The following is a 21,175-nucleotide window of genomic DNA, read 5'->3' on the forward strand; positions in this document are numbered from 1 at the left end:
CGGCAGGTCAGGGCAGGTGGAGCACGACGTCGGCGCCCTCGACCGCGACGTCGAACCGGCGCACGGGTGCGGCGCCGGTGGTGGAGCACCCCGTGTCGAGGTCGAACGCGGCCAGGTGCAGCGGGCAGATCACGACGCGGGCGTCGAACTGGCCGTCGGCCAACGGGCCCCCGCGGTGCGAGCACACCGCCGACAGGCCCCGCACGGTGCCGTCGCGCAGGCGGAACACGGCGACCTGCTCGCCGTCGACGGCGAAGGTGCGCGCCTCCCCGACGGGGATCTGGTCGACGGCGGCCAACCGGTGGACGGTGGCGGTCGGGTCGGCGGCGGTCGGGTCGGTGGAGGTGCTCACCAGGGGCCCCCCAGCAGCTCGCCGGCCCGGTCGCGGGGGACGCGGGGCAGGACGGTCAGCGGCAGCGAGGTGGCGAACTGCCCCGGGCTCACCGGGTTCGCGCCCTGCTCCCAGGGGTCCACGTGGGTGTCGGCGTGGCGCTGCACCTCGGCGTCGAGCCGCGCGGCGATGCCCTCGGCGTCGTCGACCACCACCGCCCGGACGTGGTCGAGACCGACGCGCGGCACGAACGCGTAGGTGCGTTCCAGCCAGTTGGCGTTCTCGCGGTAGTACTGCAGGAACCGGCCCGTCAGGAGCTTGGCCTCCTCGGCCGAGTCCACCGTGCAGAGCAGGTCGCCCTTGCGGATGTGCGCCCCGGCCGCGCCCCCGACGTAGATCTCCCAGCGGCCGCCCTCGATCGCCACGATGCCGACGTCCTTGACGTACGACTCGGCACAGTTGCGCGGGCAGCCGGACACGGCGAGCTTCATCTTGGCGGGGCTCTCCATGCCCTGCAGCCGCGTCTCCAGCTCGACGCCCAACCGGGTCGAGTCACCCGTGCCGAACCGGCAGAACTCCTGGCCCACGCACGTCTTCACCGTCCGCATCGACTTGCCGTAGGCGTACCCCGAGGGCATGTCCAGGTCGGCCCACACCCCGGGGAGGTCCTCCTTGCGGATGCCGAGCAGGTCGATCCGTTGCCCACCGGTCAGCTTCACCATCGGCACCTGGTACTTCTGGGCGACGTCGGCGATCCGTCGCAGCTGTTCCGGGGTGGTGACCCCGCCGCGCATCTGCGGCACCACGGAGAACGTGCCGTCCTTCTGGATGTTGGCGTGCACCCGGTCGTTGACGAACCGTGCCTCTCGGGCGTCGTCCGCCTCCGCGCCCCAGATCATCTTCAGCAGCGACGCCAGCCCCATCTTCGAGCGCGCGTCCTCGGCACCCTCCGGGGCCAGCGCGGCGAAGACGGCGGCCACGGACCGCAGCCCGCGCTCGCGGACCTCGCGGACCAGCGTGGGCTTGTCCAGCGGGACTCCCGGCACGTACCAGCTCGCCGCCGGGTCCTCCTCGACCGCGCCGCCGGCGGCGTGCTCCACCACCTGGGCGACCAGCACCTTGCAGGATCCGCACCCCTTGCCCGCGCGGGTGGCGTCCACCACGGCGCTGACGGTCCGCAGACCGCCGCGCACCGCCGCGCAGATGGTGCCCTTGCTGACGCCGTTGCAGTTGCAGACCTGGGCGTCGTCGGCCAGCTCGGCCACGCCCACCTCGGCCGGGGGACCGCCGACGTCGAACATCAGCTCCACCCGCTCCTCGGGCAGGGGCAGGCCACGGTCGAACGCCTGCTGCAGGAACGCGACCTTCGAGCTGTCGCCCAGCAGCGTCGCGCCCACCACCTTGCCGTCACGGATGACGATCGACTTGAAGACGCCCTTGTGCGGCTCGGAGAACACGATGTGCTCGTCGGTGTCGCGCTCGGGCTCCGTGATGCCCATGGAGGCCACGTCGACGCCCGCCACCTTGAGCTTGGTCGCGGCGCGCGACCCGAGGTACGACGCCGTGGGGTCCGCCGCGGTGAGCACGTCGGCCAGCACCGCGGCCTGCTCCCACAACGGCGCCACCAGGCCGTAGACCTGGCCGCGGTGCTGCACGCACTCGCCGACGGCGTAGACGTCGTCGTCGTCGACGGTGCGCAGCGAGTCGTCGACGACGATCGCCCGCTCCACCGTGAAGCCCGACGTGAGCGCGACGTCGGTGTTGGGGCGGATCCCCGCGGCGTACACGACGAGGTCGCAGTCGACCTCGGTGCCGTCGCGCAGCCGGACGGCGCGCACCCGGTCGGGCCCGCGCACGGCGACCGCACGGTTGTCGGTCCAGCAGGTGATGCCGAGGCGGGCCATGCTGCGCTGCAGCACCTGACCGCCGTCGCGCCCCAGCTGGGCGTTCATGAGCCACCGCCCCGAGTGCACGACGCCGACGTCGAGCCCGTGGTGCTGCAGCCCGTGCGCCGCCTCCAGGCCCAGCAGGCCGCCGCCCACGACGAGGGCCCGCCGATGGTCGGCCAGGGTGGCGTGGGCGATCATCGCGCGGGTGTCGTCGAGGGTGCGGAACGCGAAGATGCCGGGCAGCAGCCGGCCCTGCTCGTCGTGCATCCCGTCCATCGGCGGCATGAACGCCCGGCTGCCCGTCGCGATGACGAGCTTGTCGTAGGGGGTGACCCGTCCGTCGTCGGAGATCACCACGTGCGCGAACCGGTCGATCCGCGTGACCCGGACGCCGGCGTGCAGGGTGATCTCGTGGTCGAGGTACCACTGGAGGCTGTTGAGGAAGATGTCGGCGTCGGACTCCTCGCCGGACAGGACGTGGCTGAGCAGGATGCGGTTGTAGTTGCCGTACGGCTCGTCGCCGAACATCGTGATCGAGAACTGCTCGGCCCCGCCGCGGGCGAGGATCTCCTCCACGGCGCGGGCGCCGGCCATGCCGTTGCCGATCACCACCAGGCGCGCCCGGGGGTCGTGGTCGGCGGCGGGTCCGGTGCGGCGTTCCAGCAGCTCGGTCATCGTCAGTGCTCCACGAGCCCGAGGTCCACCACGACGCTCCCGGTGACGCCGTCGGGCGCTCCCAGGTGCAGCTCCAGCACCGAGCCGCCCTCGATGTCCTCCACGACGCGCAGCGGGACGTGGACGTCGCTCCTCGCGCCGACCGGGAAGTAGCGCATCGCGACGCCGTCGCACACGAGCACGACCACGACGAGCTCGTCGGCCGAGTTGCCGCCGCGGAAGTACAGGGCCTGGCCGATGACGCCGTCGGGCACGACGTAGGACAGCGCGGGGTCGATCGGCTGCGGCTTGGCGAGCCCGACGCCGGCGAACGGGTAGACGCCCTGCAGGAAGCGGTTCGAGGAGATCATGGGGCGGTTCCTCCGGTGGGCTCGGCGACGCGACTCCGTGCCGTTCCAGCCTGCGAGACCCCTGTGACGACCGCCGTCCCGCTGCGTTAAATCCGTCTTTCGACTTCCTCACGCCCGCGTGGTCAGTCCTCCAGCGGGCCGAGCAGCGACTGCGCCACCGTGGAGTGCGCCGACTCGTCGTCGCTGGGGTGGAAGATCCCGGCGAGGACGTCGCGGTACAGGCGGCCGAGCTCCGAGCGGTTGAAGTAGGTCGACCCGCCCGAGCACCGGATCGCCTCGTCGACGACGTACCGCGCGGACTCGGTGACGCGCACCTTGAGCCCGGCGGTCTCGCGGAACCAGCGCGCCCCGCGCTCCTCGGTGCCGCCCGGCTCGGCGTCGACGGCGCCGGCGACGTGGTCGAGCTGGGCCCAGACGCCGTCCATGGCCAGGGCTGCGGACGCGATCCGCCACCGGATGTCGGGGTCCTGGGAGTAGGCCTTGCCGGACTTCATGGAGGTGCGGCGCCCGACGGTCTCGACGGCGAGGGCCAGGGCGCGGTCGGCGACGCCGGCGTAGACGGACGCGAGCAGGATCTCGAAGCTGGTGAAGATGCCCAGCACGTAGGGGTCGAGGCTCGGCCCCGGTGCGAGGCGTCGCAGGACGCGGTCGGCGGGCGCGTGCGCGCCGTCGAGCACGGTGGTGCACGACTGCGAGGCCCGCATGCCGAGGGTGTCCCAGTCGTCGAGGATCTGGAAGCCGCCGCCGTCGCGGGTGATGAAGGCGTGCACGATCCGCGGGTCGTCGGGGTCGGTGGTGGTGTCCAGGCCCATGACGCCGAGGCGGGTCCAGCCGGGGGAGTTGGAGGTGAAGATCTTGCGGCCGTGGAACGTGTAGCCGCCCTCGCCGTCGGGTCGTGCCTCGGTGCGCGAGCCGAGCAGCACGAGGTCGTTGCCGGCCTCGGAGTACCCGAACCCGAAGACCTCGCCGGCGGCGGCCTCGGCGAGCAGCCAGTCGAGGGAGTCGTCGCCGCGTTCGTGCAGGTACCGCCCGACGCCGGTCCAGACGTGGTGCATGTTGACGGCCAGCGCCGTCGCGGGGGCGGCACCGGCGAGGCGGGCCTGGTCGTGGACGACGTCGCGCAGGGTGCGTCCGGCTCCGCCCAGCGCGGTGGGGACGAGCGCTCCGAGGTAGCCGGCGTCGCGCAGGTCGGTGAGATCGTCGGTGAAGTACGAGTTCTCACGGTCGTGGATGGCGGCGCGGCCGCGGATCGTGGCGACGAGGTCGGCGGGGAGCATCGAGGTCATGGGGTCGATTCAAGCATCCGGCACGGCCGCCCGACGGCGAACATACCGTCCGGTCGGTTCTGTCCGCTACGCTGGACGCAGAGCGGTCGACGCGGACCGCACGGACGCAAAGGAGCCATCGGTGGTCATTCGCAGCCCCCATCCGGACGTCGAGATCCCGGACGTCAGCCTGTACGACTTCCTGTTCGCCGGCCTGACCGGGGAGGACCTGGAGAAGGTCGCCGTCATCGACGGACCCAGCGGCCAGACGACCACCTACGGTGCGCTGCGGGCCCAGATCGACGCCGTGGCCGGCGCCGTCGCCGCGCGCGGGTACCGGCCCGGCGACGTCGTCGCCCTGCACAGCCCCAACGTGCCGGCGTTCGTCACCGTCTTCCACGGCCTGCTGCGCGCCGGCCTGACCGTCACGACCATCAACGCCCTCGCCTCGGGCCCGGAGGTCGCCAAGCAGCTCGTCGCGTCCGGGGCCAAGGCCCTCGTCACGGTCTCGCCCTTGCTGGCGCAGGCCACCGAGGGCGCCGAGTCCGCGGGCCTGACCGACGTCATCGTGCTCGACGGTGCGGAAGGCCGCACGAACCTGCGCGACCTCCTCACGGCCGGGGCGCCGGCCCCCGACGTCGACATCGACCCCGCCACCCACCTGGCCGTGCTGCCGTACTCCTCGGGGACCACGGGGCTGCCCAAGGGGGTCATGCTCACCCACCGCAACCTCGTGGCGAACGTGGTCCAGGCCGAACCGTTCATCCCGTTGACGCGCGACGACGTCATCCCCGCGGTCCTGCCGTTCTTCCACATCTACGGCATGACGGTGCTCATGAACGGGGCCGTCTACCAGCGCTCGACCATCGTGACCATGCCCCGTTTCGACCTGCCCGAGTACCTGCGCATCATCGACGAGTACCGCGCCACCGTGCTGTTCGTCGCCCCGCCCATCGCCCTGGCGATCGCCAAGCACCCGCTCGCCGCGCAGGCCGACCTGTCCAGCGTGCGCCTGATGATGTCCGGCGCCGCACCGTTCGACGAGCACCTCGCCGCCGTCGTCGGGCAGCGGCTCCCGCACGCCGCCGTCACCCAGGGGTACGGCATGAGCGAGATGTCCCCGGTCTCCCACACCATCCCGGTGGGCCGCACCGACATCTCGCCGGGCTCGATCGGGCTCCTCGTGCCGAACATGCAGGCCAGGATCGTCGACCCCGCCACGGGCGAGGAGATCGAGCAGCCCGCCGAGGGCGTGAGCGCACCGGGCGAGCTGATGTGCGCCGGCCCCAACGTCATGGTCGGCTACCTCGGCAACGAGCAGGAGACGCGCGACACCATCACCGCCGACGGGTTCCTGCACACCGGCGACATCGTCACCGTGGACGCCGCCGGCGCGTTCTACGTGGTCGACCGGCTCAAGGAGCTCATCAAGTACAAGGGCTACCAGGTGCCGCCCGCCGAGCTGGAGGCGCTGCTCATCGCGCACCCGCAGATCGCCGACGCCGCCGTCGTCGGCGTCCCCGACGGCGAGGGCGAGGAGCTCCCCAAGGCGTTCGTCGTGCTCGCCGAGGGAGCGGAGCTGAGCGCGCAGGAGGTCATGGAGTACGTCGCGGCGAAGGTCGCGCCCTACAAGAAGGTCCGCCTGGTGGAGTTCACGCACGCGATCCCGAAGTCCGCCGCGGGCAAGATCCTGCGCAAGGACCTCAGGGCGGCGTGAGGCCCGCAGGGCGTCGCGCGGTCGCGTCCGGGTGCTGCCCGGCGCGGGTCCGGTAGGGTCGCACCCGATGTCCGAGACCCAGCCTGAAGCCCCCGCGCGCAAGCCGCGCGTCGCCCTGCTCTTCGGCGGCCGTTCCGGCGAGCACGGCATCTCGGCGGCCACGGCCGCCGGGGTGCTCGGCGCGATCGACCGCGACGCCTACGACGTCGTCCCGGTGGGCATCACGCGCCGGGGACGCTGGGTCGTCGCCGCGGACGACGCCGAGCGCTGGCAGATCACCGACGGCGCGCTGCCTGAGGTGACGGCCGACGACGGTGCCGAGGTCGTCCTGTCCCTCACCGCCGGCGAGCGCTCCCTGCGGATGCTCGAACCGGGCCAGGTGCCGACGGTGCTCGGCGAGGTCGACGTCGTCTTCCCGGTCCTGCACGGCCCGTTCGGCGAGGACGGCACGGTGCAGGGGCTCCTGGAGCTCGCGGACGTGCACTACGTGGGCGCCGGCGTGCTGGCGTCCGCCGTCGGCATGGACAAGCACTTCATGAAGCTCGTCCTGGCCGGGCACGGCATCCCCGTGGGCCCGTACGTCGTCATCAAGCCGCACGAGTGGGCCACCGACCCGTCGGGGTGCCTCGACCGGGTGGCGGCGCTCGGGCTGCCCCTGTTCGTCAAGCCCGCCCGCGCCGGCTCCTCGCTCGGCATCACGCGTGTCGACGACCTGGCCGACCTGACCGCCGCGGTCGAGGCCGCGCGCGAGCACGACCCCAAGGTGATCGTCGAGGCGGGGATCGAGGGACGAGAGATCGAGTGCGCGGTGCTCGGCGGCCGCGACGGCGCCCGGGCGCGGGCGTCCCTGCCGGGCGAGATCGTCGTCGACGGCACGCACGCGTTCTACGACTTCGAGGCCAAGTACCTGGACGAGGCGCACGTGCAGCTCGCGTGCCCGGCCGACCTCCCCGACGACGTCGTGGCGCAGATCCGCGACCTCGCGGTGCGCACCTTCGAGGCGGTCGAGGCCGAGGGCCTGTCCCGCGTCGACGTCTTCGTCACCCCCGACCAGCAGGTCGTCGTCAACGAGATCAACACGATGCCCGGGTTCACGCCGTTCTCGATGTACCCGCGCATGTGGCAGGCCACGGGCATGAGCTACCCCGAGCTCGTCGACGAGCTCATCCAGCTCGCCCTGGCCCGGCCCACCGGCCTGCGCTGAGGGCTCAGGGCTCGGGGCTCAGGGCAGCACCGTGCGGCCGATCGGCCCCGGTCGTACGCCACCTCCCGGCCGGAACCCGTCCGGACACCGTCGCACGGGCGGGCGGCCGGTGCCTCAGGTGCACTCCTGGGTGGCGGGCACGAGCTGCACGGCGCCGGTCAGGTCCGTGATGAACGACGTCGAGTGGTCCGCGGTGATCGTGGGCGGCACGGTGACCTGGATCGCGGGGTCACGGCCGTAGGTGGTGAACTGCCAGGTCCCGTCCTCGCTGCTCGCGACGATCCAGTCGATCGTGCCGTCGGGGGCCTCGATGCGCTGGCAGTCGGGAGAGGGGCCGGGCTGCGCGACGCCGCAGCGCAGCGTGACGGCGGCTCCGGACTCGCCCCACGCGGCGGTCGCCTGGGCGTTCGTGTCCACCTTGTCGAGGTCTCCCGCGACGACGTCCGGCAGGGCGAGCATCACCGGGGCGCAGGCCGGGTCGGCGGCGTTCTCGCCGGCCTCGACGCCGATCGTCGGTGTGCAGGCGGAGACCAGGGCCAGGCAGGCCAGGGCGAGGAGCGCGGCGGGACGGCGGACGAGCACGGGCCCACGGTACCGGGCCGGCAGGCACGGGCAGGCCGGTTAGGGTTCGGTCGTGACCGACCCCACCCTGCGCGTGCGCGACCTCGACGAGTCCGAGCTCCTGGCGCGGATCTTCCCGCTGCTGCCGTCCGGCGAGGGTGTCGACGTCGGTCCGGGTGACGACGCCGCCGTGGTGCGCGCGCCGGACGGCCGCTTCGTGGTCACCACGGACGTGCTCGTCGAGGACCGGCACTTCCGCCGCCGCTGGTCGGGCGGGTACGACGTCGGGGCGCGGGCCGCCGTGCAGAACCTCGCGGACGTGGCGGCGATGGGGGCCCGGCCGACGTCCCTGGTGGTGTCCCTGGTGGCGCCCGGCGACCTGGAGGTCGAGTGGGTGACGTCGTTCGCCCGAGGGCTCGCCGGGTCCGCGGGCCCGGCCGCCGTCGTCGGCGGGGACCTCTCCTCCGGAGAGACGGTCATGGTGTCCGTCACGGTGCACGGCGACCTCGAGGGTCGCGAGCCGGTGCTGCGGTCCGGTGCGCGCCCGGGCGACGTCGTGGCCTACGCGGGGTCGCTGGGCACCTCGGCCGCCGGCCTGGCGCTGCTCGACGCGGGCGTCGCCCAGGGGTCGGACGGCGCGCCCGGCGCGGCCGGTGCGCTGGCGCCGTTCGTCAGCGCCTACCTGCGCCCCGGATCACCGCTGGCCGCGGGGCCGGCGGCGGCCCGGGCGGGGGCCACCGCCATGCTGGACGTCTCCGACGGGCTGCTGCGCGACGCGGGTCGGGTGGCCCGCGCGAGCGGGGTGGTGCTCGACCTGGCCGTGGGTGCGCTGCGCGCGGACGTCACCGCGCTGATGCCCGCCGCCGTCGAGCTCGCCGTGGCCGACGCCTCCCCGACCGGGCTGGACGGTGCGGCGCTGACCGAGGCGTGGGTGCTCGCCGGGGGAGAGGACCACGGTCTGCTGGCGACGTTCCCCGCCCAGGTGGCGGCGAGGGGGCTGCCGGCACCGTTCCGGCCCGTCGGCGACGTCGTCGCGTGCGAGGGACGCGAGCCGGGCGTGCTGGTGGACGGCGTCGCCCGTACCGCCGACGTGGGCTGGGACCACTTCCGCCGCTGAGGGGAGCGGCGTGGCGGCTGCGCTAGCGGGTCAGTCCCGCACGAAGCGGATCTCGGTCACCGGGACCTGAGCGGTCTCCTCGATGCGTTCCACGCCGTCCGGCTGGAACCCGTGGCGCCGGTAGAAGTGGTGGGCCCGTGGGTTCTCGGACAGGACCCACAGCGTCATCCGGACCCCGGGCGAGACGTCGCCCAGCACGGTGCGGATGAGGTCGCGCGCGACACCGCGGCCCCAGGACTCGGGATCGAGGTAGATCGCGTACAGCTCCAGGCAGCCGTCCTCGGCGTCCTCGTCGCGGGACGGGCCGTAGCTGGCGAACCCGAGGGTCCGGCCGTCGGCCTCGGCGACGAGGGTGGTGCCGGAGTCGCCGGAGAGGATGGAGCGCCAGCTCTGCGCGCGTTCCTCCACCGAGAGGGAGTCGAGGTAGTCGGCGGGCAGCACGTGCGAGTGCGCGCTCTTCCAGGACGCGAGGTGCACAGCGGCGATGGCGTCCGCGTCGGCAGCGGTCGCGGAACGGATCAGCACGTCGTTGTCGGTCTCCACCTGCATGAGTTCAGAGTGCCACGCGGCGGGTGCGCACGCCAAGGGGTATTGATGAATCCCTAACGATCTCTTTGCTTCCATGCGAAGTCATCGAGGTCGCGGGACCGGCACGCGGACGACGAAAAGCCCGTCGGGAAGGACCCGACGGGCTGACGTCGTTCTGCGCGCACGAGTGCGCCGGGATCATGCCCGGCGCTGCACCTTGCCGGCCTTGAGGCACGACGTGCACACGTTCACACGCTTGGGGGTGCCTGCGACCACAGCGCGCACGCGCTGGATGTTCGGGTTCCAGCGGCGCTTGGTGCGGATGTGAGAGTGCGAGATGCTGTGCCCGAAGCCCGGGCCCTTGCCGCAGACGTCGCAGTTGGCAGCCACGGTGTCTCCTGAATCGTCGTGACCGTCCCGCGCCAGGGCAGCAGGACGTGTCTTCGGTGGTCTTGGGGGGCCCGGAGAACCCGGGCAACCACAAGATCATAGCCGATCCGCGGCGATGCTCTCAATGTGCCGCCGACGTGCCGTGGGTCACCGATACGGTGGGGGCGTGGATCAGCCTGAGCCCCTCGACGCCGTCGTGGTCCGGACCTGGACGCGCAGCGCCGTCGCGGCCGTGGCGGCCGCTCGCACGGAGCTCGACGGCGTCAACGTCTTCCCGGTCGCCGACGGCGACACCGGTACCAACATGCACCAGACGCTGCGCGAGGCGGCGGCGGCGGTCCACGCGGCCCCGCCGGACACCGGAGGTGCCCGGCTCCTGCGGATCGCCGCGCGTGCCGCGCTGCTGGGGGCACGCGGCAACTCCGGGGTCATCCTCAGCGAGTGGCTGCGCGGGCTCGCCGTGGCGGTCAGCCGCCGCGACAGCCTCGGGATCGCGCTCGACGTCGCGGCGCGCTCGGCGCGCGACGCCGTCGCCCGACCCGCGCCCGGCACGATCCTCACGGCCGCGGAGTCCGCCGCCGCCGCCGCCCGGCACGCCGAGGCGGGCGGCATGGTCGGCCCGCTCGGCGCGCCGGCCCGGCTCACCGTGCTCGACGCCGCACGGCGCGGCGCCCGTGAGGCGGCCCTGCGCAGCGTGGGCGCGCTCGCGCCGCTGCGGGAGGCGGGGGTGCTCGACGCCGGGGCGTGCGGGCTCGTGCTCGTGCTCGACGCGCTCGCCGCGTCCCACCGGCACGTCGGCGAGGGGCTGTCGGAGGCGGACGACAGCATGGACCTCGTGCTGCTCGACCTGGACCTGCGCGGACACCGCCCGCCGCCGCTCGCAGAGCCCGCACCCGGCGTCGCCGCGACGGGCGCGGGCGCGGAGCCGGCGCCTGCTCACGACGGGGGCCACGGGGGCCACGAGGGCCACGACGGCGTCCACGGTGTCCACGGTGCCGACGAGGTCGAGCTGATGTTCGTCCTGCACCGCCCGCCGGCGGCGGAGGGGTTCCGGCGGGGCGCGGTCGCGGACGCGCTGCGGGCGGACCTGGACGAGGTCGGCAACTCGGTGGTCGTGGTGGGCGGCGGCGGCGAGTCGGGCGACGACGTCGACGCGGTGTGGCAGGCCCACGTGCACACCCCCGACCTGGCGACGGCCCTGGAGGTCCCGCGACGCTGGGCCGGGCGCGGCACGGTCTCGCACGTGTACGTGCGCCACCTGGCCGTGGCTCCGTCGGACTGGGCGGTGGTGGTGACGACGTCGGCCCCCGTGCTGGCGGCGGAGCTCGCGACCGGCGGTGCGGTCGTGCTGCTCGACCTCGACACCGCCCCCACGGTGGCGGACGTCGCGCAGACCGTGCTCGGCGCCGGCACCGATCACGTGCTGGTGCTCGCGCCCTCGCACGTGCTGGACGAGGCCTCGCTCGCGGCCGAGACCGCCGTCCTGCTCGCCCGTGACGTGACGGGCGCGGGCGGCGGCGACCTCCCCGACGTCGTCGTCGTGGCCGCCGACGACGACGTCCACCTGGTCACCGCCGTGTCCGCCCTCGCGGGGGCGCTCGACGCCGCCGGACCGGACGACGACGACCTCGACGTGCCCTCGGTGGTGCGCGCCGCGCTCGACAGGCTCGCCACCGACCGGACCTCCGCGGACGCCGCGCCCGCGCTGCTCGCCCACCTGCTCGGCACGTGCCCGGACCCCGGGTTCGTGGCGATCCTGCCGGACGCCGACGTGCCCGAGTCGCTGACCGAGTCGCTGGCCGCCGAGGCGGAACGGCTCGTGCCGGAGGTCGACGCCGTCGTCCTGCCCACCGGGCGGCCCGGCTCGGAGATCGGCATCGGCGTCGAGCCCGCGGAGCAGGACGCCGCTGACCCGCCGGCGACCGGCGCCGCAGGAGCCGCCCGTGCCGCCCGCACCGGCGAGGTCGCGTCGTGAGCGACCGCCTGGCCGAACCCCTCGCGGCCACGCTCGGTGCACGCGCGGCCGGTCCGCTGGCGAAGATGGGGCTGGACTCCGTCGACGACCTCTTGCGCCACTACCCCCGCCGGTACGGCGAGCCCGGCCGGCTCACGGACATGGACCGTCTGCAGCTCGGGGAGCACGTGACCGTCATGGCGCGCATCGCGAGCGCCACGGTGCGGCAGATGCGCAGTCGTGGCGGTGCGATGCTGCAGGCCAGGGTCACGGACGGGCGCAGCGAGCTGGCGCTGACGTTCTTCGCGAAGCGGCCGGGAGCGCTGCGACCCCACGAGGACAAGCTGCGTCCCGGACGGTCGGGGCTCTTCACCGGCGTCGTCTCGGAGTACCGCGGCACCCGCCAGCTCACCCACCCCGACTACGTCCTGGTCGGTGTCGACGCGGACGACGACACCGAGGCGATCATCGAGGCGTCCCGGCCCATCCCGATCTACCCGGCCAGCGCCGCGGTGCCGACCTGGCGCATCCAGCGGGCCGTGCGCACCGTGCTCGACCCGCTCACCGAGGACGACGTCCCCGACCCCGTCCCGGACGAGGTGCGGGCGCGGCTCGGGCTGCCCACGCGGCTCACGGCCCTGCGGTCCGTGCACGTGCCGGAGGACGCACCGACCTGGCAGGCGGCCCGACGTCGGCTGCGGTTCGAGGAGGCGTTCGTGCTGCAGGCGGCCCTCGCCCAACGGCGGCGTCGTGCCCGCGCGCAGGACGCGACGGCCCGTCCGGCCCGCGGCACGGACGGACTGCTGGCCGACTTCGACGCCGCGCTGCCCTTCACCCTGACAGCCGGTCAGCGCACCGTCGGGGAGCAGATCGCGGGCGAGCTCGCCCAGCCCTGGCCGATGCAACGACTCCTGCAGGGCGAGGTCGGGTCCGGCAAGACGGTGGTCGCGCTGCGCGCCATGCTGCAGGTCGTGGACGCCGGGGGCCAGGCCGCGCTCCTGGCCCCCACCGAGGTGCTCGCCGCCCAGCACGCCCGTACCCTGCGCGCCATGCTCGGCCCGCTCGCCGAGGGCGGTCTGCTCGGTGGTGCCGCGCACGGCACCCGGGTCGCGCTGCTCACCGGTTCGCTCGGGGCCGCGGCGCGCAAGGAGGCGCTGCTGGCCGCGGCGAGCGGCGAGGCGGGCATCGTGGTGGGCACCCACGCCCTGCTCGGGGACAAGGTCCAGTTCGCGGACCTGGGCCTGGTGGTCGTCGACGAGCAGCACCGGTTCGGCGTCGAGCAGCGTGACGCCCTGCGCGCCAAGGGCAGGGTGGCGCCGCACCTGCTGGTCATGACCGCCACGCCCATCCCCCGCACCGTCGCGATGACGGTCTTCGGCGACCTGGAGACCTCCACGCTCACCGAGATCCCGGCAGGCCGCTCGGGCATCACCACGCACGTCGTCCCGGCGGGCAACGCCCGGTGGACCGAGCGGGTGTGGCAGAAGATCCGCGAGGAGGTCGACGCCGGCCGGCGCGCGTACGTCGTCTGCCCCCGCATCCACCCGGACGACCCGGACGGTGCGCAGGCGTCGACGGCGCGGGGGGCGGGCGAGTTCGACGAGATGCCCGAGTTCCTCGGCGTCGACCCGGGTGGGGACCCCGCCGACGACGGCGCCGACGGGCGGGCGCCCCTGCGCGCCGTCCTGGAGGTCGCCGAGGAGGCGCGCGGGCTTCCGGCGCTGGACGGCGTCGGGGTCGGGGTGCTGCACGGTCAGCTCGCCCCGGCGGACAAGGACACCGCGATGGCGCGCTTCGCCTCGGGCGAGACCCCGGTGCTCGTGTCCACCACCGTCGTCGAGGTGGGGGTGGACGTCCCCGAGGCCACCGTGATGGTGGTGTTCGACGCCGACCGCTTCGGCATCTCCCAGCTCCACCAGCTGCGGGGCCGGGTCGGCCGGGGGAGCGACCCGGGCCTGTGCCTGCTGGTGTCGACGGCTCAGCCCGGCAGCCCGGCGGCGGCACGCGTCGAGGCGCTCGCCGCCACCACCGACGGGTTCGAGCTCGCCACCCTCGACCTGGAGCTGCGGTCCGAGGGCGACGTGCTGGGGGCCGCGCAGTCCGGCCGGGCGAGCTCGCTGCGGCTGCTGCGCGTCGTCAAGGACGCCGACCTCATCGCCGAGGCCCGCACGGAGGCGACCGGCGTCGTGGACGCCGACCCGTCGCTGGAGGGGCACCCGCGGCTCGCGGACGCCATCGCCGCACAGCTCGACGCCGCCCAGGAGGAGTTCCTCGAACGGGCCTGACGGATAGGCTCGACCGGTGCACACCGAGGTAGCGCCCGTCGGTGGCGTCATCACCGCCCCCGCGCCGCGTCCGCGGCGCCGAGGGGGCCCGCTCGCCGTGCTCGTCGCGCTGGTGGCGGTGGCGACGGCGCTCCTGCTCGCCCTGCACGGCCAGGTGCCCGACGTGTACGGGATCGGCAGCCTCGTCGAGTCCTTCCTGCCGTGGTCAGGGGTGCTCCTGCTCGTCCTCGCCGGCGTGGCCGCGCTGCGCCGCTCCTGGGCCGCCGTCGTCGCCGTCGCGTTCGCCGCGGGCGTGTGGGCGTGGGTCTGCTGGCCGCTGACGGCCCCGGACGCCACAGGTGCCGGTGACCTCGTCGTCGTCCAGCACAACGTCTCCGACGAGAACACCGACCCGCTCGGCACCGCCGAGGTGCTGCTCGCCGCCGAGCCCGACGTCCTCACCCTCGTCGAGGTGACGCCGGCGCTGGACGCCGCGATCACGGCAGAGGTCTCCGACGAGCTGCCGTACCGCGCCGTCCTCGGCACCGTCGGGATCTGGTCGCGGTACCCGTTGGCGGACGTCGAGAGCGTCGACTTCCGCCCGACCGGCGTGGTCGCGCAGTGGCAGCGAGGAATCCGTGCGGTCGTGGACCGGCCCGACGGCGTGGACCCGGTCGTCTACGCGATCCACGCCCCCTCGGTGCGGCTCGTGCCACGGGGAGGCTTCACGTCCTCGACGCGGGACCGGGCGCTGGGTCTGCTCGGCGACGTGCTGGCCGACGACCCGCGGTCCGTCGTCGTGCTCGGCGGCGACCTCAACACGACCCTGCTCGATCGTGCGCTCGCCCCCGTCCTGCGGGAGGTCACCACGCCCGCCGGCTCGTTCGGCGGGACCTTTCCGGCGGCCGTGCCGCTGGTCCGCATCGACCACGTGCTGGCTCGCGGTGCCGAGGTGACGGGCGTCTCCGCGCTCGGGAGCACGGGCAGCGACCATCTGCCGGTCGTGGCCGACGTCGACCTCCCGGACGGGTGAGGGCCGTTACGCTCGACGCCATGACCAGGATCGTCGCGGGAACCGTCGGGGGACGTTCGCTCGCCGTCCCGCCGTCGGGCACCCGACCCACCAGCGAACGGGTGCGTGAAGCCGTGTTCTCCCGGCTGGAGCACCTCGGTGTCGTCGAGGGTGCCCGCGTGCTGGACCTGTTCGCGGGGTCCGGTGCGCTCGGGATCGAGGCGGCGAGCCGCGGCGCGGCGGAGGTCACCCTCGTGGACTCGGCGCGCAAGGCCGCCGACGTCGCCCGCCGCAACGTCGCCGACCTCGGGTTGCGCGGCACCGTGCGGGTGCTCGCCGAGCCCGCGGAGCGCTGCACCGGACGGCTCGCGGAGACCGCGCAGGCCGCGGCCGCCGGGACCCCCGGGGACACCGAGAACACCGAGAACACCGCGAGCGGCACGGACACGGCCCGGGGCCTGGTGGACCTGGTGCTCGTCGATCCGCCGTACGACCTGCCGGTCGCGACCCTCGACCGCGTGCTGGCCGACCTCGCGACGCCCGGGGTGCTGGCGCGTGACGCCGTGGTCGTGGTGGAGCGTGGCAAGCGCAGCGGGGAGCCGGCCTGGCCGCCGGGGCTGGTGGGGTTCGCCGCGAAGTCCTACGGGGACACGGTCGTGCACTACGCGGAACCGCGCGACCACGACGGGGAACCGCGCGACCACGACGCGGAACCGCGCGACGCCGAGCCAAATCCCGCCGATTCCTGATCGGCCCGCCTACGGTGGCGACGTGAGCATCGCCGTCTGTCCCGGGTCGTTCGACCCGATCACCCTCGGTCACCTCGACGTCGTGCGGCGGGCCCGCCGCCTGTTCGACGTCGTCGTGGTGGGGGTTGCCCGCAACGCCGCCAAGAACGCCCTGCTGCTGCCGGAGGAGCGGGTCGAGGTCGTGCGCGCAGCGCTCGACGACGACCCGGACCTGGTCGACGTGCGGGTGGAGGTCGTCCCCGGCCTCCTGGTCGACTTCTGTCGTGACGTGGGTGCCGTCGCCGTGGTGAAGGGGCTGCGGGGCGGTGCCGACTTCGACGGCGAGCAGCCCATGGCGCTGATGAACCGTCACCTGACCGGGCTGGAGACCGTCTTCCTGCCGGGGGACCAGCGGTACGCCCACGTGGCGTCGTCGCTCGTCAAGGACATAGCCCGCCACGGCGGACCGATCGACGACCTCGTGCCGCCCGTGGCGGCCGAGGCGGTGCGCGCCGCCGTCGCGCACCGTGCGTGAGGAGCAACCCATGACCCAGACCACCCAGAACCCGACCGCCGGGCTGCTCGAGATCATCGACGACCTGGCCGCCCTGATCGAGAACGCGCGCACCTCCCCGCTGTCGACCAACGTCAAGGTCGACCGCGACCAGGCGCTCGGCCTCGTGGCCGAGCTGCGGGACAACCTGCCGACACAGGTGGCGCGTGCCGACGAGGTCCTCGCCGACGCCGAGCAGTCCTTGCAGGACGCGCACCGCCAGGCGGAGGACATCCTGGCCACGGCGCGCGCCCGGGCCATCGAGCTCGTCCAGGACGAGCAGGTGGTGGTGCAGGCGGAGTCCCGGGCGGCGGAGATCGTCGCCGAGGCGCAGCGCAGGGCCGCGGGCCTGCAGGCCGACGCCGACGAGTACTGCGACGGGCGTCTCGCCGAGCTCGAGGACGATCTCGCCAAGGCGACCTCCCAGGTGCGGGCGGGACGCGCGCGGCTGGCGGAGCGGCTGGAGTCCGGTGCCGCCAAGCCGCGGGTGCGGTGGGACGCCGTGCAGGACCCGCACTGGCCGGGCGGCGACCAGGACGCCTGAGTTGCGCACGTCACCTGGCGGGGCCGTTGGCGCACGTCGGCGCATCGCGTAGACTGGGTCGCTGGCCCCTGGGCCGTCCCACCTACCTGTCGGCGCGACTCGTCGCGCCCGTCGACCTGGAGAACCTCATCACCACCGACAAGCGCTCGCCGCTCGTGCTGGACACGCACGAGCTCTCGCGGCGACCCGGCACCATGGCGGAGGTCGCGCGCGTCGTCGCCGCACCTGCCGACCTGGGGACGGCGGTCATCGGTGTGCCCGAGGGCGCCGACCTGACGCTCGGGCTGCGGCTCGAGTCCGTGATGGAGGGCGTGCTGGTCTCCGGCGTCGTGCGGGGTACCGCGGTGGGGGAGTGCGTGCGCTGCCTCGACGAGGTGTCCCAGCAGGTCACGGTCCGCGTGCAGGAGCTCTTCGTGTACCCGGAGCGCGCCGATGCGGCGGAGGACGCCGGTGACGACGACGCCGAGGACGAGCCCGTGCTGACCGACGACCTGGCGGACATCGAGCCCGCGGTTCGGGATTCGCTGGTCACTGCACTACCATTTCAACCGCTGTGCCGGCCGGACTGTCCCGGACTGTGCCCCGAGTGCGGGGCACGACTCGAGGACGACCCCGAGCACCACCATGACGTCGTCGACCCTCGATGGGCGGCGCTGCAGACCATGCTCGAGGAGTCGAGCGTGTCCGACGAGACGAAAGAGAGCTGACCGTGGCTGTTCCCAAGCGCAAGATGTCGCGCAGCAACACCCGTGCGCGCCGCTCGCAGTGGAAGACCACCGCGGCGCCCATCGCGACGTGCCCGAACTGCAAGGGGCAGAAGCTGTCCCACGCAGCGTGCCCGACGTGCGGTACCTACAAGGGCCGTCAGTACGCCGAGGCGCTGCGTACCGAGCACGCGGGCTGACAATGCACCCGCGCGGCACCGCACGTCCGGAGCCGACTGCTCTTCTCGAGAAGCTCGGGGTCCATCTGGATCCCGAGCTTCTCGTGCTTGCCCTGACCCACCGGTCGTTCGCCCACGAGGCCGGCGGCATCCCGACGAACGAGCGCCTCGAGTTCCTCGGGGACACCGTCCTGGGACTGGTCGTCACCGAGGCGTTGTACCGGCGCCACCCGGACAAGTCCGAGGGCGAGCTGGCCAAGATGCGGGCGGCCACCGTCTCGCAGCGGTCGCTCGCGAAGGTCGCGCGGGACCTGGACCTGGGCGGCTACGTGCTGCTCGGCAAGGGTGAGATGCGCACCAAGGGGTACGAGAAGGACTCCATCCTGTCGGACACCGTGGAGGCCCTCCTCGGCGCCACCTACCTGTCGCACGGGCTGGAGACCGCCCGTGGACTGGTGCACCGGCTGGTCGACGGCACCCTCGAGCAGGCCGCCGACCTGGGCGCCGGCCTCGACTGGAAGACCTCCCTGCAGGAGGCGGCCGCGGGCCAGGGCTTCACCGCGCCGGTCTACGCCGTGACGGGCGAGGGCCCCGAGCACGCCCGCCGCTTCACCGCGCAGGTGACCGCCGGGCCCGTGATCGGCCTCGGTGAGGGAACCGCGAAGAAGCACGCCGAGCAGGCCGCCGCCGAGCAGGCCTACCGCGCGATCAAGGCGCTGGCCGTCCCGCCGGTAGCCGGTGCCTGAGCTGCCCGAGGTCGAGACCGTCCGTGAGGGTCTCGACAGGCTGGTCGTGGGTGCGCTCGTGCGCGACGTGGAGGTGTTCCGCGACTACTCCGTGCGTCGTCACGACGGCGGTCCGGTCGGGTTCGCGGACCAGCTGCGCGGCCGGCGCATCCTCGCCGCGGTGCGGCGCGGCAAGTACCTCTGGCTGCCGCTCTCGCCGGAGGCCGTCAGCACCCCTACGGCCGACGACCCCGCCGCTGAAGATCGGGCCGCGGACGACCCCGCCGCCGCTCTCCTGGCCCACCTGGGGATGTCGGGGCAGCTGCTGGTGCGCGACCCTGCCGCGACGGGAACCTGGGAGCACCCGCACCGGCGGGTACGGCTGCACCTGACGGGTGCGCCGTCGGGCGCCCGCTACCTCGACTTCGTCGACCAGCGCACCTTCGGGCACCTCGCGGTCACGGACCTGGCGCCGACGCCGGACGGCGCGCCGGGCGGCCACGGTGCCGGGCTCGCGGCCGTCCCCGAGCCCGTGGTGCACATCGCGCGCGACCTGCTCGACCCGGCGTTCGACCGGGACGCGACGATCGCGGCCGTGCGCCGTCGTCGGACCGGGATCAAACGAGCGCTGCTGGACCAGACGGTCGTGTCCGGGGTGGGCAACATCTACGCCGACGAGGCGCTGTGGCGGGCGCGGGTGCACTTCGCCCGCGCGACCGACACGATGACCCGGCCGGTGGTCGGCGCCGTCCTGGACGCCGCGACCGCGGTGATGGCGGAGTCCCTCGCGCAGGGCGGCACGAGCTTCGACGCGCTGTACGTCAACGTCAACGGGGAGTCCGGCTACTTCTCACGGTCGCTGGCCGCCTACGGCCGGGCCGGCGAGCCGTGCCTGCGCTGCGCCACGCCGCTGCGGCGCGACGAGTTCATGAACCGGTCGTCGTTCACGTGCCCGCGCTGCCAGCCACGTCCTCGCCACGGTCGCTGGTAGCACCCGGGGTTCCGGGTCCGGCCCCGGTTCGCTAGTCTCGGCCGCGGCGTCCGGACGGGCGCCACCAAGGCGCACGACGAGGGGGTCCGGTGCTCGACGGGGACGGTCTCAGCACGGTCATGTTCTGGCTGGTGCCGGCGGGCGCCTCGTTCCTGACGACCCGGTACTGGTCCGCCCGTGACGCCGCGGACCCGCGGCGGCACCTGTGGTTCGTGGTCTACCTGGTGGCCGTGCTCGTCATGGTCGCCGGGGTGCTCGCCACGACCGCCCCCGAGGACCGGGTGGGCGCCGTCGTGCTGTTCTTCGCGATCCTCGTCGGAGCCACGGCGCTGCAGGAGCGCCGCCACCGGCGCCGCGCGCGGCGCGAGCCTCCGCCGGAGAGGGGCGAGGCAGCCCCGCAGACCCCCTGAGTCAGCGGGCGACGACGTTGGTCAGGCCGGCCGCACCGTCGGCCAGCCAGGCGCGGACCTGCGCGGTGACGAACGCGGCGGCACCCTGGGGGCGCCCGCCGGCGACGTGCGGGGTGAGGATCAGCCCCGGGGCGTCCCACAGGGGGGAGTCGGCGGGCAGCGGTTCGGTCTCGGTGACGTCCAGCGCCGCACCGGCGAGGGTCCCGGCGCGCAGCGCGGCGGCCAGGGCCACCTCGTCGACCGTCGCGCCGCGGCCGACGTTGACGAACCGTGCGTGGGCGGGCAGCAGCGCCAGCGTCGCGGCGTCCAGGGCGTGGTGCGTCGCGGGCGTCGCCGGCAGAAACGAGATCAGCACGTCCGCCGTGGTCAGCACCTGGGACAGCCGCTCCGCCGCGACCACCGGGTAGCCGTGGCGTTCGCCGTCCGACGACGCCACCCCGGTCACGCGGGCGCCGAGAGCCGTGAGCAGCGGCGCCAGCGTCGCGGCGATCGACCCGAAGCCCCACAGCACGACGTGCGCGCCGGCGAGGGTGAACGCGTGCTCGTCGCGTGCCTGCTCACGGCCCAGGTCGCGGTCCCAGCGGTGCTCCTGCTGGGCCCGCGTCGTGCGGTCGAGCCGACGCACCGACGCCAGCACCAGGGCGAGCGTGTGCTCGGCCACGGTCGCGTCGTGCAGGCTGCGCCCCGAGGCGATGACGACGTCGGGGGCGAACCCGGCGGCGAGCGCCTGGTCCGGCCCGGCGTTGAGGGTCTGGACCCAGCGCAGGGCGGTCAGACGTTCGGCCGCGTCGTCGAGCACGCGCTGCGGGCTGGCCCAGGTGACGATCGCCTCGGCGTCGGTGTGCTCCTCGGGCACGGGGTCGCGCATCACGTAGGGCGCGACGTCGACGCCCTCGACGTGGAGACGGAGGTCGAACGGGACGTTGCTCGGCACGAGGATCTTCACCCGGGCGACGTTACCCGAGCCGGTCGGCGCGTCGAGGTCCCTCAGCGGATCGGCGGTGAGGGGCAGGAACAGGTACTCCAGCCCGGCGCCGTCGGCGGCGCGGAGCCCGGTGACGCAGGGCCGGCGCGGAACGCGACC

The 21,175-nt window shown here is 74.1% G+C and carries 22 protein-coding genes; 14 read left to right on the forward strand and 8 right to left on the reverse strand.

Annotated elements, in window-relative coordinates:
- Positions 1-7: 7 nt before the first annotated feature.
- The 4 genes from ACNHYB_RS00480 to ACNHYB_RS00495 all read right to left on the reverse strand — a co-directional run bounded on the left by ACNHYB_RS00480 (position 8) and on the right by ACNHYB_RS00495 (position 4,531).
- Positions 8-352 (reverse strand): Rieske (2Fe-2S) protein, encoded by a 345-nt coding sequence (locus tag ACNHYB_RS00480; protein ID WP_418276429.1) that lies wholly within the window; start codon positions 350-352, stop codon positions 8-10.
- Entirely contained in the window at positions 349-2,895 is a 2,547-nt protein-coding gene (nirB, locus tag ACNHYB_RS00485; RefSeq protein ID WP_418276430.1) for a nitrite reductase large subunit NirB, read from the reverse strand. The genes ACNHYB_RS00480 and nirB overlap by 4 nt, the downstream gene beginning before the upstream one ends.
- 2 nt (positions 2,896-2,897) lie before the next feature.
- Entirely contained in the window at positions 2,898-3,245 is a 348-nt protein-coding gene (locus ACNHYB_RS00490) for a molybdopterin oxidoreductase (protein ID WP_418276431.1), read from the reverse strand.
- Positions 3,246-3,367: 122 nt separating this feature from the next.
- A complete protein-coding gene (locus ACNHYB_RS00495; RefSeq protein ID WP_418276432.1) occupies positions 3,368-4,531 on the reverse strand; it encodes an acyl-CoA dehydrogenase family protein in 1,164 nt (387 codons plus the stop codon).
- A gap of 121 nt (positions 4,532-4,652) precedes the next feature.
- On the opposite strand from ACNHYB_RS00495, the gene ACNHYB_RS00500 reads away from it, so the two are divergent.
- Positions 4,653-6,227 carry an AMP-binding protein gene (locus tag ACNHYB_RS00500; protein WP_418276433.1) on the forward strand — a complete coding sequence of 525 codons (1,575 nt, stop codon included), beginning with the start codon at positions 4,653-4,655 and terminating at the stop codon, positions 6,225-6,227.
- Between the two features lie 67 nt (positions 6,228-6,294).
- Positions 6,295-7,431, forward strand: a complete 1,137-nt coding sequence (locus ACNHYB_RS00505) for a D-alanine--D-alanine ligase family protein (protein ID WP_418276434.1) — start codon at positions 6,295-6,297, stop codon at positions 7,429-7,431.
- A 114-nt stretch (positions 7,432-7,545) separates the two neighbouring features.
- Here ACNHYB_RS00505 and ACNHYB_RS00510 read toward each other — a convergent pair whose 3' ends face one another.
- A complete protein-coding gene (locus ACNHYB_RS00510) occupies positions 7,546-8,013 on the reverse strand; it encodes a DUF3515 family protein (RefSeq protein ID WP_418276435.1) in 468 nt (155 codons plus the stop codon).
- A gap of 52 nt (positions 8,014-8,065) precedes the next feature.
- On the opposite strand from ACNHYB_RS00510, the gene ACNHYB_RS00515 reads away from it, so the two are divergent.
- Entirely contained in the window at positions 8,066-9,109 is a 1,044-nt protein-coding gene (locus tag ACNHYB_RS00515; protein WP_418276436.1) for a thiamine-phosphate kinase, read from the forward strand.
- Positions 9,110-9,139: 30 nt separating this feature from the next.
- Here the strand turns inward: ACNHYB_RS00515 and ACNHYB_RS00520 are convergent, their stop codons facing one another.
- On the reverse strand, positions 9,140-9,658 hold the full coding sequence (locus ACNHYB_RS00520) for an N-acetyltransferase family protein (RefSeq protein ID WP_418276437.1): 519 nt from the start codon (positions 9,656-9,658) through the stop codon (positions 9,140-9,142).
- Positions 9,659-9,835: 177 nt separating this feature from the next.
- Positions 9,836-10,027, reverse strand: a complete 192-nt coding sequence (rpmB, locus tag ACNHYB_RS00525) for a 50S ribosomal protein L28 (protein WP_418276438.1) — start codon at positions 10,025-10,027, stop codon at positions 9,836-9,838.
- Between the two features lie 166 nt (positions 10,028-10,193).
- Here rpmB and ACNHYB_RS00530 point away from each other — a divergent pair, with 166 nt between their 5' ends.
- The 11 genes from ACNHYB_RS00530 (at position 10,194) to ACNHYB_RS00580 (ending at position 20,091) form a co-directional block, all read left to right on the forward strand.
- Complete coding sequence (locus tag ACNHYB_RS00530; RefSeq protein ID WP_418276439.1) at positions 10,194-12,002, forward strand: DAK2 domain-containing protein; 1,809 nt, start codon at positions 10,194-10,196, stop codon at positions 12,000-12,002.
- The gene (locus tag ACNHYB_RS00535) at positions 11,999-14,266 is read left to right on the forward strand and encodes an ATP-dependent DNA helicase RecG (protein WP_418276440.1); all 2,268 of its coding nucleotides are present in this window, start codon (positions 11,999-12,001) and stop codon (positions 14,264-14,266) included. The genes ACNHYB_RS00530 and ACNHYB_RS00535 overlap by 4 nt, the downstream gene beginning before the upstream one ends.
- A gap of 16 nt (positions 14,267-14,282) precedes the next feature.
- Entirely contained in the window at positions 14,283-15,278 is a 996-nt protein-coding gene (locus tag ACNHYB_RS00540) for an endonuclease/exonuclease/phosphatase family protein (RefSeq protein WP_418276441.1), read from the forward strand.
- A gap of 20 nt (positions 15,279-15,298) precedes the next feature.
- Positions 15,299-16,006 (forward strand): RsmD family RNA methyltransferase, encoded by a 708-nt coding sequence (locus ACNHYB_RS00545; protein ID WP_418276442.1) that lies wholly within the window; start codon positions 15,299-15,301, stop codon positions 16,004-16,006.
- A gap of 22 nt (positions 16,007-16,028) precedes the next feature.
- Entirely contained in the window at positions 16,029-16,520 is a 492-nt protein-coding gene (gene coaD / locus ACNHYB_RS00550; protein WP_418276443.1) for a pantetheine-phosphate adenylyltransferase, read from the forward strand.
- A gap of 10 nt (positions 16,521-16,530) precedes the next feature.
- Positions 16,531-17,082 (forward strand): hypothetical protein, encoded by a 552-nt coding sequence (locus ACNHYB_RS00555; protein ID WP_418276444.1) that lies wholly within the window; start codon positions 16,531-16,533, stop codon positions 17,080-17,082.
- A gap of 155 nt (positions 17,083-17,237) precedes the next feature.
- Positions 17,238-17,789, forward strand: coding sequence for a YceD family protein (locus tag ACNHYB_RS00560; protein ID WP_418277956.1), 552 nt, complete (start codon positions 17,238-17,240; stop codon positions 17,787-17,789).
- 2 nt (positions 17,790-17,791) lie between these two features.
- Complete coding sequence (gene rpmF / locus ACNHYB_RS00565) at positions 17,792-17,986, forward strand: 50S ribosomal protein L32 (protein ID WP_418276445.1); 195 nt, start codon at positions 17,792-17,794, stop codon at positions 17,984-17,986.
- Between the two features lie 2 nt (positions 17,987-17,988).
- Positions 17,989-18,711, forward strand: a complete 723-nt coding sequence (gene rnc, locus ACNHYB_RS00570) for a ribonuclease III (protein ID WP_418276446.1) — start codon at positions 17,989-17,991, stop codon at positions 18,709-18,711.
- Positions 18,704-19,681: a bifunctional DNA-formamidopyrimidine glycosylase/DNA-(apurinic or apyrimidinic site) lyase gene (gene mutM, locus ACNHYB_RS00575; protein ID WP_418276447.1), complete on the forward strand. Its 978-nt coding sequence runs from the start codon at positions 18,704-18,706 to the stop codon at positions 19,679-19,681. Before rnc ends, mutM begins: the two co-directional genes overlap by 8 nt.
- 89 nt (positions 19,682-19,770) lie before the next feature.
- The gene (locus ACNHYB_RS00580) at positions 19,771-20,091 is read left to right on the forward strand and encodes a hypothetical protein (protein WP_418276448.1); all 321 of its coding nucleotides are present in this window, start codon (positions 19,771-19,773) and stop codon (positions 20,089-20,091) included.
- A 1-nt stretch (position 20,092) separates the two neighbouring features.
- Here the strand turns inward: ACNHYB_RS00580 and ACNHYB_RS00585 are convergent, their stop codons facing one another.
- Positions 20,093-21,037 (reverse strand): NAD(P)-dependent oxidoreductase, encoded by a 945-nt coding sequence (locus tag ACNHYB_RS00585; protein WP_418276449.1) that lies wholly within the window; start codon positions 21,035-21,037, stop codon positions 20,093-20,095.
- Between the last annotated feature and the right edge of the window lie 138 nt (positions 21,038-21,175).

Source organism: Isoptericola jiangsuensis, from assembly GCF_048320105.1.
GTDB lineage: Bacteria > Actinomycetota > Actinomycetes > Actinomycetales > Cellulomonadaceae > Isoptericola > Isoptericola jiangsuensis_A.

Bases quoted from the DNA above. Each gene is read 5' to 3' on its own strand.
- ACNHYB_RS00545 (WP_418276442.1), top strand. From the start codon at position 15,299: ATGACCAGGATCGTCGCGGGAACCGTCGGGGGACGTTCGCTCGCCGTC.
- ACNHYB_RS00490 (WP_418276431.1), bottom strand. From the start codon at position 3,245: ATGATCTCCTCGAACCGCTTCCTGCAGGGCGTCTACCCGTTCGCCGGC.
- ACNHYB_RS00520 (WP_418276437.1), bottom strand. From the start codon at position 9,658: ATGCAGGTGGAGACCGACAACGACGTGCTGATCCGTTCCGCGACCGCT.
- ACNHYB_RS00555 (WP_418276444.1), top strand. From the start codon at position 16,531: ATGACCCAGACCACCCAGAACCCGACCGCCGGGCTGCTCGAGATCATC.
- nirB (WP_418276430.1), bottom strand. From the start codon at position 2,895: ATGACCGAGCTGCTGGAACGCCGCACCGGACCCGCCGCCGACCACGAC.
- ACNHYB_RS00505 (WP_418276434.1), top strand. From the start codon at position 6,295: ATGTCCGAGACCCAGCCTGAAGCCCCCGCGCGCAAGCCGCGCGTCGCC.
- rnc (WP_418276446.1), top strand. From the start codon at position 17,989: ATGCACCCGCGCGGCACCGCACGTCCGGAGCCGACTGCTCTTCTCGAG.
- ACNHYB_RS00495 (WP_418276432.1), bottom strand. From the start codon at position 4,531: ATGACCTCGATGCTCCCCGCCGACCTCGTCGCCACGATCCGCGGCCGC.